Below are 20496 nucleotides of genomic sequence, written 5' to 3'. Positions count from 1 at the left end.
TCCGGGCCGGCCGGTCGCGAAAGCGGCCGGCCGGCGTTATGGTCCAGCCCGGACGGCGCCTGCCCGGTGCCGCCAGGCAGACAAGTGCAAGTAGAAGGACATCCGCCATGACCGAAGCGAAGAAGCCGGCGGCGAAGAAGAAGACGACGAAGCCCGCCCCGGCGCTCGAGGCGGCCGCGACCGCCACCGCCACCGCCACCGCGGCAGAGAAGTCCTGGCCCGTTCACGGAACGATTTCCGGCCCGATCGTGATGATCGGCTTCGGCTCCATCGGCAAGGGCACGCTGCCGCTGATCGAGCGGCATTTCCGCTTCGATACGTCCCGCTTCACGGTGATCGACCCGGTCGATGCCGACCGCAAGCTGGTCGACGAGCGCGGCTACAAGTTCCTCAAGCAGGCGATCACCAAGGACAACTACCGCGAGGTTCTCACGCCGCTCCTGACGGAAGGCGAGGGCCAGGGCTTCTGCGTCAACCTGTCGGTCGACACCTCCTCGCTGGAGTTGATGAAGCTGTGCCGCGAACTCGGCGTCCTCTACATCGATACGGTGGTCGAGCCGTGGCTCGGCTTCTATTTCGACGAGAATGCCGACAACGCCTCGCGCACCAACTATGCCCTGCGCGAGACCGTGCGCCGCGAGAAGAAGAAGAGCCCCGGCGGCACCACCGCCGTGTCCTGCTGCGGCGCCAACCCCGGCATGGTCTCCTGGTTCGTCAAGCAGGCCCTGATCGACATTGCCCGCGATACCGGCACCAAGTTCGAGGAGCCGACCACCCGCAAGGGCTGGGCGAAGCTCATGAAGAAGGTCGGCGTCAAGGGCGTGCACATCGCCGAGCGCGACACCCAGCGGGCCAGGAAGCCGAAGCCCATGGGCGCGTTCTGGAACACCTGGTCGGTCGAGGGCTTCCTCTCCGAGGGCTTCCAGCCGTCCGAACTGGGCTGGGGCACGCACGAGACCTGGATGCCGAAGAACGCCCGCAAGCACAAGAAGGGCTGCAAGGCGGCGATCTACCTGGAGCAGCCGGGCGCCAACACCCGCGTGCGCACCTGGTGCCCGACGCCGGGCGCCCAGTACGGCTTCCTGGTCACCCACAACGAGTCGATCTCCATCGCCGACTTCTTCACGCTGAAGGAGGACGGCAAGGTCGTCTACCGCCCGACCTGCCACTATGCCTACCACCCGGCCAATGACGCGGTGCTGTCGCTGCACGAACTGTTCGGCGCCGCCGGCAAGATGCAGGAGACGCTGCATGTGCTCGGCGAGGACGAGATCGTCGACGGCATCGACGAACTCGGCGTGCTGCTCTACGGCCACGAGAAGAACGCCTACTGGTACGGCTCGCAGCTCTCCATCGAGGAGACCCGCGAGATCGCTCCCTACCAGAACGCGACGGGCCTGCAGGTGACCTCGGCCGTGCTTGCCGGCATGGTCTGGGCGCTGGAGAACCCGACCTCGGGCATCGTCGAGGCCGATGAGATGGACTACAGGCGCTGCCTGGAGGTCCAGCGGCCCTATCTCGGTCCGGTCAAGGGCTACTACACCGACTGGACGCCGCTGACGGATCGTCCGGGCCTGTTCCCGGAGGATCTCGACGAGAGCGATCCCTGGCAGTTCCGCAACATCCTGGTGCGCTGACCTTTTCGCAGCAGGACGGACACTCCGGCGGCCCGTGCCGATCTTTCCAGAAGGAAGGGCGGCGCGGGCCGTTCGCGCATCCTCACTCGACGCAGCCGCCGCGAATGGCTACAACCCCCGGATACCGTCGCCATGTGGGAACGCAAGCACAGCATGAAGCCGACAAATCCCGTCTTTACCGGACTGCCGACGACGATCTTCGAGACCATGTCGCGGCTCGCCATCGCCCATGGGGCGATCAATCTCGGCCAGGGCTTTCCGGATGTGGACGGACCGCAGGATGTGCGACAGGCCGCTGCCGATGCGCTGATGGCCGGCCCCAACCAGTATCCGCCGATGCTGGGCCTGCCGGAACTGCGCCAGGCGGTCGCCGCCTCGACCAAGCGGTTCTACGGCCTCGATGTCGACTGGCAGAGCGAGGTGATGGTGACCTCGGGCGCGACCGAGGCGCTGGCCGACGTGCTGCTGGCGCTGTTGGAGCCGGGCGACGAGGTCATCCTGATCGAGCCGCTCTATGACTGCTACCTGCCGCTGGTGAAGCGGGCGGGCGGCATTCCGGTGCGTCTGCGCGTCACCCCGCCGCAATGGAAGCTCGACCTCGGCAAGCTCGCCGACGCCTTCACCGAGAACACCAAGGCGATCCTCATCAACAATCCGATGAACCCGGCCGGCAAGGTGTTCGGGGAGGAGGAACTGGCGGCGATCGCGCGGCTGTGCAACGAGCATGGCGTCTATGCGATCTGCGACGAGGTCTATGAGCACCTGCTGTTCGACGGTCGCCAGCACCTGCCGCTCATGGCGTTTCCGGGCATGCGCGAGCGCGCGGTGCGCATCGGCTCGGCCGGCAAGACCTTCTCGCTGACCGGCTGGAAGGTCGGCTATGTCACGGCCGCGCCGAACCTGCTCGACCCGATCGCCAAGGCGCATCAGTTCGTCACCTTCACGACCCCACCCAACCTGCAGAAGGCGGTGGCCTATGGGTTCGGCAAGGAAGACAGCTATTTCGTCTCCCTGCGCGAGGAGATGCAGGCCAAGCGCGATCGCTTCGCCAGCGGGCTCGCCGCGCTCGGCTTCGGCGTGCTGCCTTGCGAGGGCACTTATTTCCTGACCTGCGATGTCTCCACTCTCGGGCTTCAGGGCACGGACGTCGACATCTGCCGGCAACTGGTCGAGGAGGCGGGCGTTGCCGCCGTGCCGGTCTCGGCCTTCTATGTCGCCGATGCGCCAACCAATTTCGTGCGCTTCTGCTTCTGCAAGAAGGACGAGGTGCTGGACGGGGCGCTGCAACGGCTGGGCGCCTTCCTGTCGGCGCGCGGCGGCGGCGTCTCCGCCGTGCTGGCCGCGCCCGGGTCCGTGCAGGCGGCAGCCGAAAGGGCCTGAAATGGGAAATCCCGTGCTGGTTGAGGTGCTGCGCGGCGAGACGGTGGAAAGCCGGCATCGCGGCGCGCTGGTGGTGGTCGACGCGGCGGGCCGTGTCGTTGCTGCGCTTGGCGACCACGCGCGCCCGGTCTTCCCGCGCTCTTCGGTGAAGGCGCTGCAGGCGCTGCCGCTGGTGGAGTCGGGGGCGGCGGATGCGCTCGACCTCGACGACGCGGAACTGGCGCTCGCCTGCGCCTCGCACAGCGGCGAGGCGGTGCATGTCAGCGCTGCCCGGGTGATGCTGATGAAGGCCGGCCTCGACGAGGACGCGCTGGAATGCGGAAGCCACTGGCCGCAGCGCATGGAGGACGTCGCCGTCCTGCACCGCGCCGACGCCAATCCCTGTCCGCTGCACAACAACTGCTCCGGCAAGCATGCCGGATTCCTCGGGCTGGCCCGCACGCTCGGCGTGCCGACGCGCGGCTATGTCGAGCCGGACCATCCCGTGCAACGGGAGGTCCGGGCGGCCATCGGCGAGATCTGCGGCGTCGATCTGGCGGACATGGCGCGTGGCACCGACGGCTGCTCGATCCCCACCTATGCCATGCCGCTGGCGCCGCTGGCGCGCGGCTTCGCCTGTCTCGGCACCGGCGACGGGCTGGAGCCCTTGCGGGCCGAGGCGGCAAAGCGGATCTACAATGCCTGTGTCGGGAACCCGTTCATGGTGGCGGGGACCGGGCGCTTCTGCACCGAGGTGATGGCGGCGCTCGGCGGGCGCGTCTTCGTCAAGACCGGCGCCGAAGGGGTGTTCACGGCCGCGATCCCGGAACTTGGCTTCGGCGTGGCGCTGAAATGCGACGACGGGGCAACGCGCGCGGCCGAGACGATGATGGCGGCCGTCATCGACGCGCTGCTCGATCTCGACGAGGACGAGGCACAGGCGCTTGCCCGCTGGCGCGCCCCGCGGCTGGAGAACTGGAACGGCCGCCATGTCGGCGACATTCGCGCCGTTGAGGAGGCCTTTGCTCCGCTGAGAGATTTGACCTGAGAGATCTGACCTGAGAGATCTGGCGGCCGGCGTCTTGCCCAAGGCCGTAAGGCCGCCTTACCGCACCATGTTGCCCTGAATGGCGAGGTGGCCGAAGCCGTCTGCGGCGTTCGGCCTTGTGAGATCGCCGGTGACGGCCTCCTTCCAGCGATGTCCGATAATGGCACCACCCGGCGTGCCGGAGAAGATATTGCCGGAAATCAGCGCCGAGCCGGCGCCCTCCACCACCGTGACCGCCGCGCCAACGGGACAGTCGCGGATGACGTTGGAGGCGACGCTGACGTCGCGCAGGTAAGGCCCCCAGCCCAGGTTCAGACCGAAGCGGGCCACCTTTTCCACCACATTGCCGGTGACGGCGGTGTCGGCTTCCACCGCGATGCCGATGCCGAAACCCTGCACCTCGGCCGGATAGGGGCCGGTATCGGCGATGTTGCGGACGATGTTGCCGGAGCAGGTGGCAAGCCGGCCGCCATCGAGAAAGTTGGCGATGGAAATGCCGATGGCGCCGCCATCGACAAGGTTGCTGGCGATCACCGCCCCCTGGAACGCGAACTCGGAATAGATCGCCGTCTCGCCCGAGCGGAGGCAGGAATTGCCCTCGATCAGCACGTTGGAGCCGGCATTGGAACGGATAGCCGAAAAGGCGCAATCGGCAACGCGGTTGCCCCGCACGATGACGCCATGGGCGCGGAAGATGTTGATGCCGTTGCCGTTCTGGCCCGTGCCGCCATCGCGCGAGGAGATCCGCTCGATCCGGTTGCCGGAGACGATGCTGCCGTCCTCGCCTTCGCTCCAGCGATGCACGAGGATGCCGCCATTGGCGCAGTCATGGACGTGATTGTCGGTGATCGACAGGCCGCGCGCCTCGATCGAGCGCAGGCCCGCCGTGCGCGCGCCGGAGATCGCGTTGCCGGTGATGCGCCCGCCGCAGCGATCGAGCGCCAGGCCGGCCTGCGAACTGCCGGTAATAGCGCAGCCCTCGATCAACAGGTCGTCGACATCGGCGAAATGCAGCAGAGCCGGCGTGTATTCGCCGAGCAGCCGGTTGTCGCCGTCGAAATGGATGCCCTCCATGCCGATGGTGCCCGGCCCTTGCGCGAACACCAGATGGCCGCCGCCCTGGTAGTCGAGCCGGGTCTGGCCGGGCAGGCCGACAAGACGGGTGCCGGGGGGCAGGCGGAGATTGGCAACGGTATAGCGGCCGCCGGGCAGGAACAGGGCCCGGCCGCGATCGGCCGCCGCATCGATGGCCTGCTGCAGCAGGGCGCTCTGGTCGTCGGCTGCGCCGGGGCGCACGCCGAACTCGCTCGCCTCGATGGTGCCGCGCAGGTCCGCGACCCGCACCGCAGCCGCCACGGGCCTTGCGGCCTGCGGCAAAAGAAGAGGTGAAACGAGACCGGCAAGAGCAAGTCCGCCGCGCAGCAAACCGCGGCGCGTCGGTTCCGCTTGCGCCGCGAAAGGCACCTGCCGCACTCGTGCTTGCCTGTCTCGTTTCATGCCCATCCACTCTCCCCGCCGGCAGCCACGCAAGCGGCATGCCGACCTCTGCATCCCGAAATGGGACGCAGGTCATGGCGCGGAGATGCGACCGGTCAGGTTCTGCCGAGGGGGGTCCAGATGATCCGCTGCAGCACGGCCTCGCGCAACTGGTCGCCAGGTGCCAGTTGATCGAACGGGCCGGGATATTGCGGGATGGCATAGACGAGCGTGATGTTGCTGGCGCCGCGCGCCTTGCAGATCGCCATGCCGCGCCACAGGTTGCGACCGACCCGGCAATCGCTGCGTGCGGTGCCGATCTCGGCGAAGCTCATGCCGATACGCTCGCCATTGGGGCCTTGCAGGTGATGGGTCACGCCATGCATCTCGCGCAGCTTCCCGTCGCTGCCCTTGTAGAAATGCAGGACCTGGAACCCTTGCGCGTTATAGGCGCCGATGGCCCATTCGGTGTTGTCCTCGGTCGCGGCCTGGAAGCCCTCGGTGGTGAAGCCGGGCAGCGCGGCGGCAATGGCCTTTGCGGAGTAGGGGGTGCCGGCATTGATGCCGCCGGCACCGGCCTCGGTGATCCGCACCTGCGGGCCGGGCTGCGTGCGCACCGAACTGACCGTGTCGAGATCTGCGCTCGGCGAGCATGCGGCAAGCAGTGGCAGGAGAAGGCAGAGGGCGGGATATGGCAGTTTCATCTTGAACAGGATCTCCTCGACTGTGCCCGGCCCGGCAGATAGCATTCATGAGCCCGACACGGAACCCCCTCGCGCAGCCTCGAGCCTGTTCCTTCTGTCGCAGCCCTTGGCGGGTTTGTCCTTCGCGCAATTGACAAGCCCTTGAAAAGCGGTTGCCCGCGCTCGCGGCTGTTTCGGTTGTCGCGCCTCTTGAAAAGGTGGCGTTGCGACTGAAACGCGAGGCGTTCTTCGCGCTTTTCTGTCGTTGCAGTAAAAACTATTGGTAACAGAGGGTTGCAGAGCTCCGGTATTCCGTGGTCTGATCAACTCGGACAAGGTTCGCCGCTCGGCATGGAATCGGAAAATCGGGACCGGTCGCTTTCCCGGGGGAGGGAGGGCACTCGGTGCTGCACGCATATCCATGTTTCGGTCACTTTCTCGTCTCTCGGGGCAGGGATTTTCGACGAGGGAGTACGACCGTAAGGCGGTGAAGTTCTTGCCAGTTTGACCGAGGCAATCTGGCGCGAACAGCCGTCGGACGGCCTCGAGCCTTCAAACTGGCGCAATTTGCGGCTGTATGCATGGTCGAAGATGCCAAGCCCGAACTGGTAAGGCACTTGTGAAGACGAAAGGCAGGGAAGAGATGGCTGACCCGATGGAGACGCAGTCCAAGGCGGCGGCGATTGCCGAAGCCCAGACGGGCAAGCATGTTCTCGACATTGTCGAGGCCCAGCTTCGCAGACTGGGGGCAACACATATTCTGGTGACCGGACTGCCGATGCCGAACAGGCCGATCGACGGGCTGGTGCATCGCTTCCGGTGGGCCGACGAGCGGGCCGGCGGCATCGAGCGCAGCGACCTCGATACTGAAGATGGAGCGCTGATGCTCGGCCTGATGCGGACCCGCGCGTTCCTCTGGGACGTGACCCAGGGCGATATGGAGCATTCCGAACTGTTCGCCTCGCTGGGGCGGGACACCCGCGTTGTGGTGGTGCCGGTGACGGAAACGCATCCCTTCCAGGCCATGGTGATGGGCGGCGGCGTCCACCTCGAGGCGGGGTCGGTGGAACTGTCCAACCTGGAACTGCTCTGCAACACCGCCTTCCGGCGTCTGATCGACCTCGGTGTGCTGTCGACGCAGCGTCCCGGCGATCTGTCCGCGCGTGAGCGGCGCGTGCTGGAACTCACTGCGCTCGGCAAGACGGCGAGCGACATTGCCGGCCTGCTCGACATTTCGCAGCGCACCGTGCATGCGCATCTGCAGAACGCCAGCGCCAAGCTCAACGCCTCCAACAAGACCCATACGGTGGTCGAGGCCCTGCGCTACGGCCAGATCCGGCTCTGATGCCGGAGGCGGCTCCGACAGGCTGAGCCGAAAGGCGCAGCCGGTAAGCGGAACGAAAACGGCCACCTGGAGGATCCTCCAGGTGGCCGTTTGATTTGTGTCCGCGCGGATCGGTGCCGGTGCGTCAGGTCTCGTCGCGCTTGATCCACTTGGGCGTTGCCGGCGGCTCGTAGCGCTCGAACCTGGCGATCAGCTCGGCCGGATCGCTTGCCACCAGCACCATGTCGCGCATCACCGGCTTGACGAATTCCTCGTCGCGCTGCAGGTCGAGGAAGGTCAGCAGTCCGTCGTAGAAGCCATCGACATTGAGGAAGCCGCAGGGCTTGCGATGGTAGCCGAGCTGGCCCCAGGTCCAGATCTCGAACAGTTCCTCCAGCGTGCCGGCGCCGCCCGGAAGCGCGACGAACCCGTCGGAGAAGTCGGCCATCATTGCCTTGCGCTCGTGCATCGAGGCGACGATATGCAACTCGCTGAGGCCTGGATGGGCCAGTTCCTTTTCCTGCAGGGAGAGCGGCAGCACGCCGATGACCTCGCCGCCGGCCGCCAGCGCGCCGTCGGCGACTGCACCCATCAGCCCGACCTTCGCCCCGCCATAGACAAGACGCCGGCCGGAGCGGGCAATGGCTGCGCCGGTTGCGATGGCCGCCTCGCGATAGGCGGGTTTCGATCCCATGCTGGAGCCGCAAAAGACGCAGATGGATTTCATGTCCGTCGCCATTGATATCCGTCAGCCCTTCGCCAGTTCGTCGAGCACGCGGGCCCAGGAGCGGATGCCCTTGTGATAGCTGGTCATCTCGTATTTCTCGTTGGGCGAGTGGACGCAATCGTCGTCGAGACCGAAGCCGATCAGCAGCGAGTCCATGCCCAGCATGGTCTTGAAGTCGCCGACGATGGGAATGGAACCGCCGCAGCCGATCAGCGCAGCCTCGCGGCCCCACTCGTCGGACAGCGCCTTGCGGCCCTTGGCGAGCGCCGGACTGTCGAACGGCAGGCGCAGGGCCGGGCTGCCGCCATGCTTTTGGAAGGTGACGGTGCAGTCGGCTGGCAGTTTTGCCTCCACATAGGCACGGAAGGCGGCACGCACCTTGTCCGGATCCTGGTCGCCGACCAGGCGGAAGGAGATCTTGGCATGGGCCTGCGAGGCGATCACGGTCTTGAAGCCGGCACCGTTGTAGCCGCCCCACACGCCGTTTACCTCGCAGGTCGGGCGCGTCCAGATCTGCTCCAGCGCGGTGCGGTCCTTCTCGCCGGCGGGGTATTTCAGGTCGACGCCGCCGAGGAAGGCCTCGTGGTCGAAGCCGAGCTTGTCCCAAAGGGCGCGCACGTCCTCCGGCATCTCTATGACGCCGTCATAGAAGCCGGGCAGGGTGACCTTGCCGGTCTCGTCATGCAGGCCGGAGAGAATATCGGCGAGCACATGCAGCGGGTTGCGCGCGGCCCCGCCATACATGCCCGAATGCAGATCCTTGTCGGCGGCGGTGACGGTGATCTCTTCGCCGACAAGGCCGCGCAGCATGGTGGTGATGCCGGGCGTCTCGCGGTCCCACATGCCGGTGTCGCAGACCAGCGCCAGATCGCAGGCGAGTTCGTCCTTGTTGGCGGTCAGGAATGGATGGAGCGACGGCGAACCGGACTCCTCCTCGCCCTCCAGCAACACGGAGACCGACACCGGCAGGCTGCCGGTCTCGGCGATCCAGGCACGCGCGGCCTCGACGAAGGTCATGAGCTGGCCCTTGTCGTCGGCGGCGCCGCGGGCCACGATCATCTTCGAGCCGTCGGGCCGGGTCACCACGGCCGGATCGAACGGATCGCGCTCCCACAGGTCGAGCGGATCGACCGGCTGGACGTCGTAATGGCCGTAGAACAGCACATGCGGGCCGCTCTTCCCGTCCTCCTTGCGATGGCCGACGACCATGGGATGGCCGGCGGTGTCGCGCACGCTTGCCGGAATGCCGATCGCCGTCAGTTCGTTCGCCAGCCACTCCGCCGCCTGCCGGCAGTCAGCCTTGAAGGCGGGGTCGGTGGAGATGCTCTTGATCCGAACGAGATCGAAGAGGCGGGTGAGGGAGGCGTCGAAATCGGCGTCGATTCGAGACAGGACCCGGTCGAGATCGGACATGGTTGGGCTCCGCTGTGAAAGGGTGGGCGTTGGGCCGGCATGACTGCCGCCGGCACGCCAAGGAGGAGGCCCAGCATGGACACAGATCAGGAGCCAAGGCAAGGCACGGCGCGTCGCTGTCCCGCACTCCGGGCAGCTTGCGCCGTGCCGTCGTCGCACTCGATCAGGTGAGCGCTCGCGAACGCCCCCGCAAGGGTGCGACGGCGCTCGGCAGGGGTCAGTAGTTGTTGACCGGCGCGCAGGCGCTCATGACGTCTGCATTGGTGATTTCCGCGCCGTTGATCACCAGGGCGGCACCGCCCGATTGAGCCAGGCTCGTCGGCATGAACGGCGATCGGCCGCAGGCCTCCACCGTTCCGGTCACGGTGACGGTGCCATTGAGAGCCGCGAAGTCACCCATCAGCCAGAAGCCGGCTCGACCCGCCTGATCGATGGCGACAGTCTCGAACGTCAGGGCGTCGGACGGGTTGAGCATCTGCATGAGCTGAATGCCGATCATGTCGACATTGGCGATGTCGATATTGGTGAAGCTGGAGTCGCGGATGCCCATGATCATCATGCCGCTATTGGTGGCGCCATCGATGGTCAGGTTGTCGAAGCGGTAGCCATGGTTGGATTCGGATCCGACGATGATCGACCAGTCGCCGCTGAAGGAACTGATATTGACGCCGCTGCGAACCCCAAGACTGGGAAGGGCGCCAAGGCCCGTCAGCACCGAGTTTCGGTAGGCGATCTCGCCGGAGGCGACGAAGGCTGCGCCGTCCGCCGTGGTCTGGGCAATGTCGACCTTGTCGAGATCGGCGCGGTGCACGTAATGGAAGACAAGACCTTCCTTGGCGGTGTTGGAGATGCTGACGTTCTTGAAGGCAAGGTCCTGCGACACATTCGCGAAGATGCCCATGCCGACCCGGTCGGCGGTAACGTCCTCCACCGCGACGCCGTTGGCACGATTGAGGCGGATGCCGACACCCCTTACGGTCGCGGTCGGCGAGAAGTTGCTGAAGCCATGGGCGGTGTCGAAGGCGATCTCCGACAAGGCGAGGCGGGCGATGGTGAGATCCGAGCCGTTCTCGAAGTTGATGCCCGCGCCGGCAACGTTCGAGATGCTGAGGTCGGTGAGCGAGACCCTGCTGGCACCGTTGGAGGTGATGGCATGGCGCCCGCCGGACAGGGAAAAGCCCGAAAGTGCCGTGTCGTCGGCCATCTGGAATAGGTCGCGCGTGGCGTCGCTGCCATGCAGGCGGGTGTCGCCGACGCGAAGGATGCGACCGGTCAAGGGGTTGCGCACATCGAAGGCGCCGGCAACCCTCTGGTTGGCGGCAAGCGAGATGGTGTCGTCGATCTCGATCACCGCGCCAGTGCCGTTGACGAACACCTGCTGGCCGGGGGCCGCCGCTCCGATGGCCTGTCCGATGTCGCCTGTCGCGGGATCGATCACCACGAGGTTGTCGAGCGCAGCTCCGGTGCGGGCGTCGACGCCCGTCACCTCGGCCCCGAAGGCACCTGCCTGAGTGACCACGTCGACATCGCGGACCACCGTTTCGGTCATCCGGCGCTGGAGTGCTGTGAGGCGAGTGCCGCTCTCCTCCCGGCCGATCACCCGCTGCAGCGGCAGACGCAGCCGAGCACCGAAGAAGCCCTGCGAGCCGCGCGGGCTGTCATACTGATATTCGGCAAGCAGGCTGACGCGGCTGCCTTCGACCAGCACGTCGTTCATCCGGTATTCGGCCCGCACGCGCGGTCCCCACACCGTCTCGGCCTTGTCCTCCCAGAAGGCATAGCCGCCGCCATGTACCCAGAACTCGTCGCGCCCGTTGCCCAGCAGGCTGAGGCCGGTCAGCGCGCCTGCTTCCAGGTCGAGACCGCGCAGGGCGCGCTCCTCGCCGCCGCGCACCGTGATCGAGGCCGGGCCGACGCGAGCTGTGTCGTGGGAGGCGAGCTGATGCCTGGTCTTGCCGACCGGCAGATAGGCATTGGCCCGCAGGTTGAAGCGCTCGGTCATCAGCTCGGCGCCGAGCGTCATCTGCAGGAAGTGGTTGTTGTAGTGCGATCGGCGGTAATCGAGGAAGCCATAGGTGCCGACGATCCAACGGTTGTCGATGATCTGGCGGATGCCGAGACCGGCATTGACTTCCTGCGATCCTGCCGCGCCGAACGTGCCGCGAATATCGGTATAGATCAGCCGGTCGAAGGTCTGGAACAGCGGTACGAACAGGGTCGTCTCGCCGGTGCTGGAACTGCCCTTCGTGCCTGCCTTGCCGCCGATCTCCAGATGCGGTCCCCACAACGGAGCCTCGGGCAGCGGCGTTGCTGCCTGCTGGGCGCCGGCCGGCATGGCGCTGAGGAGGGAACCGCACAGGGCGGTGCACAGCGCGGTCGCGCGCATGAGCTTCGATCTGCTTGACGTCATGCCTCACCTTTTCCGGGCAAACGGGCGCGACTGCGCCCGGGCAGACACGCCCGGCCGCGGCGCGCAGGTCCGCGCGGTCTTCTTTTTGAAATGTCCGGGATGGGCCAGACCTTGCTGCGTATCGCTTGCTCGGGCGGGCCGGAGGATCGGGAGCGGACACCTCAGGTCCGCTCGGCAAGGGGAGGCATAACCCCTGCAAAAACATGAGTCAATAAGTCTGGTTTTGGCCTGCGCTGCCTCGTGCAATCTGCCAGCCAGCGGCACGCGACTGCCGTCGCGGCGCCGCAACGGCAGTCAGTTTTCAGGGGGTGAAGGAGTTTCTGGGCGTGACGAAGGTGTGGACAGTGTGCGGCTCAGCTTCCCCGCTTGATGGAGCCGAGCACGCCCCGGGCCAGCGCGCGGCCGAGCGCCGAGCCGAGCGAGCGGACCACCGACTTCACCGCGGCATCGGCGACGCTGTCGGTTCGCGAGCGGGTGGGGCGGGTGGCCGGCGGCCGCGACGTCGTGCGCGACGGGGTTCGCACCGGCTCCGGCGCCTGCGGCATTGGCCGCGGAGCCCGGTCGAAGTCGGGGATCTCGAAGCCGGAGCGGGTGCGGCGCGGAACGCCGCCGCGACGTGCCGCTTCCTGTTCCTCGCGCATGCGCTGGCGCTCCTCCAGCATCACCGATTCCTCCGCCCGTTGCTGCAGCATCTCGAAAGCGGAATGTCGGTCGATCGTCTCGTCATAGACGCCGGCAAGCGGGCTTGCCTTGAGCATCTCGGCCCGCTCCTCGGCGCTCAGCACACCGAGCCGCGAGGAGGGCGGGCGGATCAGGGTCCGTTGCACGATGGAGGGTACGCCCTTGCCTTCCAGCATGGAGACCAGCGCCTCGCCGACGCCGAGCTCCATGATCGTGCGCTCGGTGTCGAGGTCCGGATTGGGGCGGAAGGTTTGCGCCGCCGCCTTCACGGCCTTCTGCTCGCGCGGTGTGTAGGCGCGCAGGGCATGCTGCACCCGGTTGCCGAGCTGGGCCAGCACCGTGTCCGGCACGTCAAGCGGGTTCTGGGTGACGAAATAGACGCCGACGCCTTTGGAGCGGATCAGGCGGACCACCCGCTCGACCTTCTCCAGCAGCGCCTTGGGGGCTTCCGAGAACAGCAGGTGCGCCTCGTCGAAAAAGAAGACGAGCTTCGGCTTCTCTGGGTCGCCGATCTCGGGCAACTCTTCAAACAGTTCCGACAGGAGCCACAACAGGAAGGTGGCGTAGAGGCGCGGTGCGCCCATCAGCTTGTCGGCGGCCAGCACCGACACGACGCCGCGCCCGTCGCGGGTGGTGCGCATCATGTCGCGGATGTCGAGGGCCGGTTCGCCGAAGAAGGCGTTGCCGCCCTGGCGTTCCAGCACCAGCAACTGGCGCTGGATGGCGCCGACCGAGGCCTTGGTGACATTGCCGTAGAGGCCGGAGAGTTCGGACGAGCGCTCGGCCACATGGGCGAGCAGCGCCTGCAGGTCCTTCAGGTCGAGCAGTAGCAGCCCTTCGTCGTCGGCCAGCTTGAAGGCGATGTTGAGGACACCTTCCTGCGTCGGATTGAGGTCCATCAGACGCGACAGCAGCAGCGGGCCCATTTCGGAGACCGTGGCACGGATCGGGTGGCCCTGCTCGCCGAACAGGTCCCAGAACAGGGTGGGGAAGTCTTCGTAGATGTAATCTTCCAGAAAGCCGATCTGGGCGGCGCGTTTTTCGAGGAAGTCCTTGGGGTCGCCGGCCGCGGCGATGCCGGCGAGATCGCCTTTCACATCGGCGCAGAAGACCGGCACGCCGGCATTGGAGAAGCCTTCCGCGAGGATCTGCAGCGACACGGTCTTGCCGGTGCCGGTGGCGCCGGTGATCAGTCCGTGCCGGTTGGCGAGCTTCAGCGTCAGATATTCCGGCTTGTCCGAAGCGCCGATGAAGATCCTGTCTGCGTCCTGCTGCACCTTGCCGTCTCCGCTGCGTTGCGTGGCGTGCGCACCGCCAACCCTGGCAGCGCGCCCGAAATCTCATGTAACCCGCGGACGGACCTGTGTATAGCGGTTGTCGCGGCGCGCGCTCTCGTGCCAGATTGGCAGGCAGACGCTCGATGATTCCTCAAGGGGGAGAGGACAGATGGACGAGCTTATTGGCCGCATTGCCTCGGCTGCCGGCATCAGCGAGGACCTCGCGCGCCAGGCCATTGGCATCATCCTCAATTTTCTCAATCGAGATGGGCCGCAGGACGCGGTCGCCCGTATCGTTGCGGCGCTGCCGGGAGCATCTGCTCTGATGGCGGAGCAGGGTGGCGGTGGCGGGTTGCTCGGCAGTCTTGCCGGCAAGCTCGGCGGCAGCATTGGCGGTGGCATGGGAGCCATGGCCGCCCTCAACGAACTGACCGACGCCGGCCTCGACATGGGGGAGGTTCAGGCCGTCACGCGGGAACTGATCCAGGCGGCACGCGAACATGTGGGGGCCGATGTGGTCGACCGGGTGGTCGCCTCGATCCCGGGGCTCGGCCAGGTTCTGTGAGAGGTTCGCGGTCCCCGCGCGGCTCGGAGTCAAGCTCGGCGATCAGTGCCGGGGCAATGTGGAGGTGGTGATGTCTTATTCCATTGACGAGATCGAGGGTATCGGCCCGGTCTATGCCGGCAAGCTTCAGGCCATCGGCATCAGGACCACGGACGCCTATCTGGAGCGGGCGAAGGATCCGAAGGGGCGCAAGGCGCTGGCCGAGGAGACTGGCATCGACGACAAGCGCATCCTCAAATGGGCCAACATGGCCGACCTGATGCGCATCAGCGGCGTTGGCGAGGAGTATTCCGAGCTGCTCGAGGCTGCCGGCGTCGACACGGTCAAGGAACTCAAGCACCGGGTTCCGGCCAACCTCCACGCGAAGATGAAGGAAGTGAACGAGGCCAAGAAGCTCGTTCGTCAGCTTCCGAGCGAGTCGGCGGTGGAGAAATGGGTGGAGCAGGCCAAGAGCCTGCCCCCGACCATGACCTATTGACGGACGGACGTACCGACGGGACCTGCTGACGGGCAGCGACCCGTGTGCATCGCGCGCTCCGGCTCAATCAGGGCCGGGGCGGCTTGCGCTTGCCGCGCGGTTGCCGGTGCCGCGCGTTGCCGGGGGGCGTCCCACTCACGCGAGTGCCAGCAGGCCGTCCAGATCCGCCAGCACCGCGACCGGCGGCAGATCGGCGTATTCGTCTGCCGCGCCGATGCGGTTGATCCACACGCCCCGGAAGCCGAAGGCGGTGGCACCTGCAATGTCCCAGCGGTTGGACGACTGGAACGACACCGCTTCGGGATAGATGCGGAAGTGGTTGGTCACCAGTTCGTAGACATCCTGCCGGGTCTTGTAGGTCTTCAGCAGATCGGTGGAAAAAACCTCGTCGAGCAGGTCTTCGATGCCGGCCGCGCGCGCGGCCGCCTCCAGCATCGCGGGGGAGCCATTCGACAGGATTGCCAGCCGGTTGCCGTCGTCCTTGAGACGCTTCAGCACGGTCGGAACTTCCTGGTAGCAATCGAGCTTCCAATAGGCGTCGAGCAGCCTCTGGCGCAGGTCGGCATCGCTCTTGCCTGTCATCGCCATCGCCGTATCGAGGGCCTGCTCGGTGAGGGTCCAGAAATCCAGGTAGCGGCCCATCAGCGCCCGGGTCCAGGAATATTCGAGCTGTTTCTGCCGCCACAGGGTCGACAGGTGCACCGCCTCGGGCCCGAGGTCGCCGGCATGACGGCGCACTGCCGCATGCACATCGAACAGCGTGCCATAGGCATCGAAGACATAGGCGGAGACGGGGCGGGTCGCAGAACGGGACATGAGGTCGGGGCCTTGGCGGGACGAGCGCCCGATGGCGGGAGCTCTGCGGCGGCGGTGCCGCAATTTTGTTCACCTGCCAAGCAAACAGCCATCCCGCCCGCAGGTCAAGGCTTCTTGTGCGGCGCACAAGAAGCCGGCTCAGGAAGCTGCATGCGCCCGGTCTCGTCGAGAGACCAGTCCGGGTTATGGGCAAGCTCCAGCAGATGGCCTCCCGGGATGCGCACATAGCCCGAGTAACCGCCCCAGAAGACCTCCTCCGGCGCCTTGACCGGGTCGCCGCCCGCCGCAACCGCCTTGGCAAAGGCGGCATCCACTTCGGCTCGGCTGCGTCCGTTCCAGGCGATAGAGACCGGTATGAAGCGACCGCCGTCATCCGTGACCGTAGCGTCATGCGCCAGAGAGCCGCGACCGAACAGGGCGAGCGCGCAGGTGCCGCAGTCGAAAAAGGCGACCTCGTCGCTGTCAACGGCTGCCGCCCGCCATCCGAGCCCCTCCTCGAAGAAGCGCCGCGCTTCGGCGACGTCATCGACGCCGAGTGTTACCAGGGTCAGTCGCTGTTCCATGAGTTCTGGGCCTTTTGCGTGTGTTGCAGTGAATTTAGAACATATCGAGAACGATAATTCCAGAGGCTGCGTGTGGTGGCCTGGTGATGAAGCGGAAGGGGGCGCAACAACATTCCGAAAATCTGCTGAATCCGGATTGATCTGAAAGGGAGCGCCGGACCGGTGGAACAAATCTGTCCTTTTCCGGAGACACCGAGGCGAGGCCTTGACCTTCGCCGGCGAAGGGCGTTCGATCCCCCTCCAATCGCGAGAAAACGGATCGGGAGCACAAGATGAGCGAGTGGTCGCAGACCTGGAACTGGATCGACGGAAACTGGATCGAGGGCAATGCTCCGATCATGGGGACGCGCACCCACGCGGCCTGGCTCGGTTCGTCGGTGTTCGACGGTGCGCGCGCCTTCGAGGGAGTGACGCCGGACCTCGACCTGCATTGCCAGCGGCTCAACGATTCCGCCCGCGCCCTCGGCCTCAAGCCGGTGATGAAGGCGGGCGAGATGATGGAACTCACCAAGGACGGCTTGTCGCGCTTTGCTCCCAACACGCCGGTCTATGTGAAGCCGATGTACTGGGCCGAGGGCGATGGCATCGGCACCATCGCCGGCGACGCCGATTCGACCCGTTTCGCGCTCTGCCTGTTCGAGGCGGCGCTGGCGCCGAAGGATGCGGCGATCACCCTGACGCTCTCGCCGTTCCGCCGGCCGACGCTGGAGACCATGCCGGTCAACGCCAAGGCCGGCTGCCTCTATCCCAACAATGCGAGGGCGATCGTCGAGGCCAAGTCGCGCGGCTTCGACAATGCCATCGTGCTCGACATGCTCGGCAATGTCGCGGAACTGACCACCGCCAACGTCTTCATGGTCAAGGACGGCGCGGTCCATACCCCGGCCTGGAACGGAACGTTCCTCAACGGTATCACCCGCCAGCGGATCATCAAGCTGCTGCGCGATGCCGGCACCGAGGTCTATGAGCGCACGCTCGGCTATGGCGACTTCCTGGATGCCGACGAGATCTTCTCGACCGGCAACTACAACAAGGTGGTGCCGGTCAAGCGGATCGAGGATCGCGAGCTGCAGCCGGGCCCGGTGGCGCAGCGCGCCCGCGACCTCTATTGGGAGTTCGCCCACGGTTGAACGGGTCGGGCGAACCGGACGGACGATCGAAGCGGCGGTGCAGCATGGGCTGCGCCGCCGCTTTCATTTCACGAAGGGCGCGCCGGCCGCGGGCCCGACAGCGGGCCGACCAGCGCAGCGGCGACAATCAGTAGGGTCGCCGCCGCCATCGACGGCCAGTAGAAGCTGCCGGTTGCATCGGCGATCAGCCCGGCAAGGGTCGGGCCGACCATCTGGCCGGTGCCGAAGCAGGCGGTCATCAGCGCCATCACCTTGCGCGGATCGCCGCCGGCCAGGCGCCGCCCCTCGATCAGCCCCAGCGACGTGATGCCCATGAAGGTGCCGCCAAGCAGAACGGCGGCGAGCGCCATGCCGGCCATGCTGGAAAACAGGACGCTGGCGGCAACGCCGATGGCCTCAGCGAGGCAGGCGAGCGAGAAGGCCCAGGCTCCTCCGATCCAGGCCGACACCCGTCCCCAGACCCAGACGGAACCGGCCGCCGCCAGTCCCACCGCCGCCCAGGCCGGCGCCTCGAACGGCGCCAGGGTTTCCGACTGGCGCAGGATGGAGGTTAGGAAAGTGACGGTCACCACATAGCCGATCCCGAACAGCGCATAGGCGGTGGCGAGGCGCACAAGCGCCGGCGATATGTGGGCGCGGGGCGGGGGCGGGCTTGAGGCCGGAGCCGCCGCGCCACGCGGCGCCCGCGTGACCACGAAGGTGGCCGCCCCCGTGCACAGGACGGCCGAGACGAGGCCGCAGGCCGCCCACAGGCCCTGCCAGCCGGCGCCTTCGCGGGCCAGCCAGCCGACGGTGACGGCGGAGAGCGCGATGCCGATGCCGACGCCTGAAAAGTAGAGTTGGGAAAGGTCGCCGCGCCCGGCGGCGGCGAGCCGGTCGAGCACCAGCACCGAGCAGAACACCAACACGCCCGCGCTGGCGATGCCGCCGAGAAAGCGCACCAGAGCCAGCCAGACGAGGCCGCCGTCGATCGCCATCAGGGCGGATGTTGCGACGCTGCCGGCAAGGCTCAACAGGAAGCCGAGACCGATCCGCTCCTTGTCGACGGCCATGACCGCCAGCGCGCCGATCAGGTAGCCGAGATAGTTGGACGAGGCGATGAGGCCGGCCTCATAGGCGGAGAGCGGAATGGCCTCGCTCATGAACGGCAGCACCGGCGTCAGCGCGAAGCGGCCGATGCCCATGGCTGCGGCCAAGGCGCAGAAGCCTCCGAAGGCGAGCAGCACGGGGGAGGCGGAGGCAGGGCGAGGCTTGGCGGGCATGCGGAGACGGCCTTGGGAACGTGGCGCGAAAGGCGGGCAGGCAAATCTAGCGTGGGTGGTAGATCGCCGAGAGGAAAAATCGCCTCGGAGCCCAAGAAAGCGGTGAGCGGATGGTAACCGGCGGGGGATCGAGAGAACTGGCCATGGTCGGCGGGGCCGGATCGGGGCCTTGGGAAAAAGGAGTATAAGCCCGTTGCCGATTGCCGGTCACGTGCCTATTTTGCCTTGTGTGACAGGCAGCAACCGCGTTTCGCGGAAGATGTCGACATCCCGGCCCGGCCGTCATCCGGCTGTCGGACCGAATGGCTTACAACCCGTGCAAGGCCGCCGTGGCAAAGGCGCTCCGGCTTCCGCCTGCGGGTGCTGTCCGCCCGGACGGCATTGATCTCTCGTTCCGCCCTGAGGAGGTTTTCATGGCTTTCGAACTCCCGGACCTGCCCTATGCCTACGATGCGCTCGGACCCTATATGTCGGCCGAGACGCTGGAGTATCACCACGACAAGCACCACCAGGCCTATGTCACCAACGGCAACAATCTGCTGAAGGATTCCGGCCTTGAGGGCAAGTCGCTGGAGGACGTGGTCAAGGAGAGCTTCGGCAAGAACGCCGGTCTCTTCAACAATGCGGGTCAGCACTACAACCACATCCATTTCTGGAAGTGGATGAAGCCGAATGGCGGCGGCAACAAGCTGCCGGGCGGCCTGGCTTCGCGCATCGACTCCGATCTCGGCGGTTTCGACAAGTTCCGCGCCGACTTCATCGCCGCCGGCACCACGCAGTTCGGCTCCGGCTGGGCCTGGCTGGCGCTGAAGGACGGCAAGCTGGCCGTCATGAAGACCCCGAACGGGGAGAGCCCCTTGGTGCACGGCGCAACGCCGCTGCTCGGCGTCGACGTGTGGGAGCACTCCTACTACATCGACTACCGCAACGCCCGCCCGAAGTATCTGGAGGCCTTCGTCGACAACCTGATCAACTGGGACTATGTCGACGAGTTGTTCCAGGCTGCCTCGTAAGCTTTGGCGCAACGCATCAAACGGAAAAGGCGGGTCCGCGCGGGCCCGCCTTTTTCAATTCCTGCGCGCGTGATGTCCTCGTCAGCGCCGGCTGCACTGGGCAGTGAAGACCAGGGTGAGGTACGCGGAAATATAGTTGAGAAATGCGCGGCACTCGGCTTCGGTCTGGAAGCAGCCTTCGCGCGAGAACTGCACGGTGCGCAGGTCGACGCTCTTGCGTCCGCCGACAATGCCGCGCCAGGGGCCGGAATTCGGGTTGCGGCAGTCGGCCCGCGTACCGTAGGTGCCCGGAACATATTCCTCGTTATAGGTCGGCGCGAACAGCAGGTCGCCGAGGAAGCTTGCCTGCGCGGGGCCCGCCTGGGACAGGCAAAGCGTGACTGCCAGAGCGAGGGCCACGGCGCGGCCGGGCTTGGTTCCGGTCTTGCGGAAGGAGAGGCTGGAAGCGGGCATGACGATCCTCGACTGTCTTCTGGGGGCGGCAATGTCAGGTAACCGGTCCTGCAAGCTGTGCCCTGCGGTCCCTCATCCTTGCCATCTGGCGCAAGGACTGGGGCGGAATGATGGTGATGCGCCGGTACCGGCGGCGGGTCACTCCATTGTGTAATCGTCTTTCGTTTAAGGCCGGTTACGC

General features: G+C 66.4%; 18 protein-coding genes. 8 read left to right on the top strand and 10 right to left on the bottom strand.

Features of this window, described 5'->3' with window-relative positions; genetic code table 11:
- The first annotated feature begins 251 nt into the window (after positions 1-251).
- The 3 genes from TSB10GB4_RS01065 (at position 252) to TSB10GB4_RS01055 (ending at position 4044) form a co-directional block, all read left to right on the top strand.
- The gene (locus tag TSB10GB4_RS01065) at positions 252-1637 is read left to right on the top strand and encodes a homospermidine synthase (RefSeq protein WP_186390123.1); all 1386 of its coding nucleotides are present in this window, start codon (positions 252-254) and stop codon (positions 1635-1637) included.
- A gap of 153 nt (positions 1638-1790) precedes the next feature.
- Complete coding sequence (locus tag TSB10GB4_RS01060) at positions 1791-3017, top strand: aminotransferase (protein ID WP_186394226.1); 1227 nt, start codon at positions 1791-1793, stop codon at positions 3015-3017.
- Between the two features lies 1 nt (position 3018).
- Entirely contained in the window at positions 3019-4044 is a 1026-nt protein-coding gene (locus TSB10GB4_RS01055; protein WP_186394209.1) for an asparaginase, read from the top strand.
- Positions 4045-4101: 57 nt separating this feature from the next.
- On the opposite strand, the gene TSB10GB4_RS01050 is transcribed toward TSB10GB4_RS01055, so the two are convergent.
- Together TSB10GB4_RS01050 and TSB10GB4_RS01045 are read right to left on the bottom strand one after the other, a co-directional pair.
- Positions 4102-5541, bottom strand: a complete 1440-nt coding sequence (locus TSB10GB4_RS01050; RefSeq protein WP_186394208.1) for a TIGR03808 family TAT-translocated repetitive protein — start codon at positions 5539-5541, stop codon at positions 4102-4104.
- A 95-nt stretch (positions 5542-5636) separates the two neighbouring features.
- Positions 5637-6224, bottom strand: coding sequence for a DUF1131 family protein (locus tag TSB10GB4_RS01045; protein WP_186394207.1), 588 nt, complete (start codon positions 6222-6224; stop codon positions 5637-5639).
- A 622-nt stretch (positions 6225-6846) separates the two neighbouring features.
- Here TSB10GB4_RS01045 and TSB10GB4_RS01040 point away from each other — a divergent pair.
- Complete coding sequence (locus tag TSB10GB4_RS01040; protein ID WP_186390046.1) at positions 6847-7548, top strand: LuxR C-terminal-related transcriptional regulator; 702 nt, start codon at positions 6847-6849, stop codon at positions 7546-7548.
- 124 nt (positions 7549-7672) lie between these two features.
- Here the strand turns inward: TSB10GB4_RS01040 and TSB10GB4_RS01035 are convergent, their stop codons facing one another.
- The 4 genes from TSB10GB4_RS01035 to TSB10GB4_RS01020 all read right to left on the bottom strand — a co-directional run bounded on the left by TSB10GB4_RS01035 (position 7673) and on the right by TSB10GB4_RS01020 (position 14035).
- Positions 7673-8254 (bottom strand): TIGR00730 family Rossman fold protein, encoded by a 582-nt coding sequence (locus TSB10GB4_RS01035; RefSeq protein ID WP_186390045.1) that lies wholly within the window; start codon positions 8252-8254, stop codon positions 7673-7675.
- Positions 8255-8275: 21 nt separating this feature from the next.
- The gene (locus tag TSB10GB4_RS01030) at positions 8276-9667 is read right to left on the bottom strand and encodes a dipeptidase (protein ID WP_186394206.1); all 1392 of its coding nucleotides are present in this window, start codon (positions 9665-9667) and stop codon (positions 8276-8278) included.
- Positions 9668-9884: 217 nt separating this feature from the next.
- Positions 9885-12077, bottom strand: a complete 2193-nt coding sequence (locus tag TSB10GB4_RS01025) for an inverse autotransporter beta domain-containing protein (RefSeq protein WP_186394205.1) — start codon at positions 12075-12077, stop codon at positions 9885-9887.
- A gap of 353 nt (positions 12078-12430) precedes the next feature.
- Positions 12431-14035 carry a helicase HerA-like domain-containing protein gene (locus TSB10GB4_RS01020; RefSeq protein ID WP_186394204.1) on the bottom strand — a complete coding sequence of 535 codons (1605 nt, stop codon included), beginning with the start codon at positions 14033-14035 and terminating at the stop codon, positions 12431-12433.
- 169 nt (positions 14036-14204) lie between these two features.
- Here TSB10GB4_RS01020 and TSB10GB4_RS01015 point away from each other — a divergent pair, with 169 nt between their 5' ends.
- Entirely contained in the window at positions 14205-14600 is a 396-nt protein-coding gene (locus TSB10GB4_RS01015) for a DUF2267 domain-containing protein (RefSeq protein WP_186390041.1), read from the top strand.
- A 70-nt stretch (positions 14601-14670) separates the two neighbouring features.
- A complete protein-coding gene (locus TSB10GB4_RS01010) occupies positions 14671-15078 on the top strand; it encodes a DUF4332 domain-containing protein (protein WP_186390040.1) in 408 nt (135 codons plus the stop codon).
- A gap of 135 nt (positions 15079-15213) precedes the next feature.
- On the opposite strand, the gene TSB10GB4_RS01005 is transcribed toward TSB10GB4_RS01010, so the two are convergent.
- Together TSB10GB4_RS01005 and TSB10GB4_RS01000 are read right to left on the bottom strand one after the other, a co-directional pair.
- Positions 15214-15894 carry a haloacid dehalogenase type II gene (locus tag TSB10GB4_RS01005; RefSeq protein WP_186394203.1) on the bottom strand — a complete coding sequence of 227 codons (681 nt, stop codon included), beginning with the start codon at positions 15892-15894 and terminating at the stop codon, positions 15214-15216.
- A 104-nt stretch (positions 15895-15998) separates the two neighbouring features.
- Positions 15999-16457 carry a VOC family protein gene (locus tag TSB10GB4_RS01000; protein WP_186394202.1) on the bottom strand — a complete coding sequence of 153 codons (459 nt, stop codon included), beginning with the start codon at positions 16455-16457 and terminating at the stop codon, positions 15999-16001.
- Positions 16458-16729: 272 nt separating this feature from the next.
- On the opposite strand from TSB10GB4_RS01000, the gene TSB10GB4_RS00995 reads away from it, so the two are divergent.
- Positions 16730-17587 (top strand): branched-chain amino acid aminotransferase, encoded by an 858-nt coding sequence (locus tag TSB10GB4_RS00995; protein WP_186390037.1) that lies wholly within the window; start codon positions 16730-16732, stop codon positions 17585-17587.
- 68 nt (positions 17588-17655) lie between these two features.
- Here the strand turns inward: TSB10GB4_RS00995 and TSB10GB4_RS00990 are convergent, their stop codons facing one another.
- Positions 17656-18849 carry a YbfB/YjiJ family MFS transporter gene (locus TSB10GB4_RS00990; RefSeq protein WP_208984325.1) on the bottom strand — a complete coding sequence of 398 codons (1194 nt, stop codon included), beginning with the start codon at positions 18847-18849 and terminating at the stop codon, positions 17656-17658.
- Positions 18850-19262: 413 nt separating this feature from the next.
- On the opposite strand from TSB10GB4_RS00990, the gene TSB10GB4_RS00985 reads away from it, so the two are divergent.
- A complete protein-coding gene (locus TSB10GB4_RS00985) occupies positions 19263-19862 on the top strand; it encodes a superoxide dismutase (RefSeq protein WP_186390036.1) in 600 nt (199 codons plus the stop codon).
- An 81-nt stretch (positions 19863-19943) separates the two neighbouring features.
- Here TSB10GB4_RS00985 and TSB10GB4_RS00980 read toward each other — a convergent pair whose 3' ends face one another.
- The gene (locus TSB10GB4_RS00980) at positions 19944-20315 is read right to left on the bottom strand and encodes a hypothetical protein (protein WP_186394201.1); all 372 of its coding nucleotides are present in this window, start codon (positions 20313-20315) and stop codon (positions 19944-19946) included.
- Positions 20316-20496: the final 181 nt, after the last annotated feature.

The organism is Stappia sp. TSB10GB4, from assembly GCF_900185745.1.
Taxonomy (GTDB): domain Bacteria; phylum Pseudomonadota; class Alphaproteobacteria; order Rhizobiales; family Stappiaceae; genus Stappia.
Note: the sequence above shows the minus strand (reverse complement) of the source record. Positions and strands in the feature narration are given on the sequence as shown.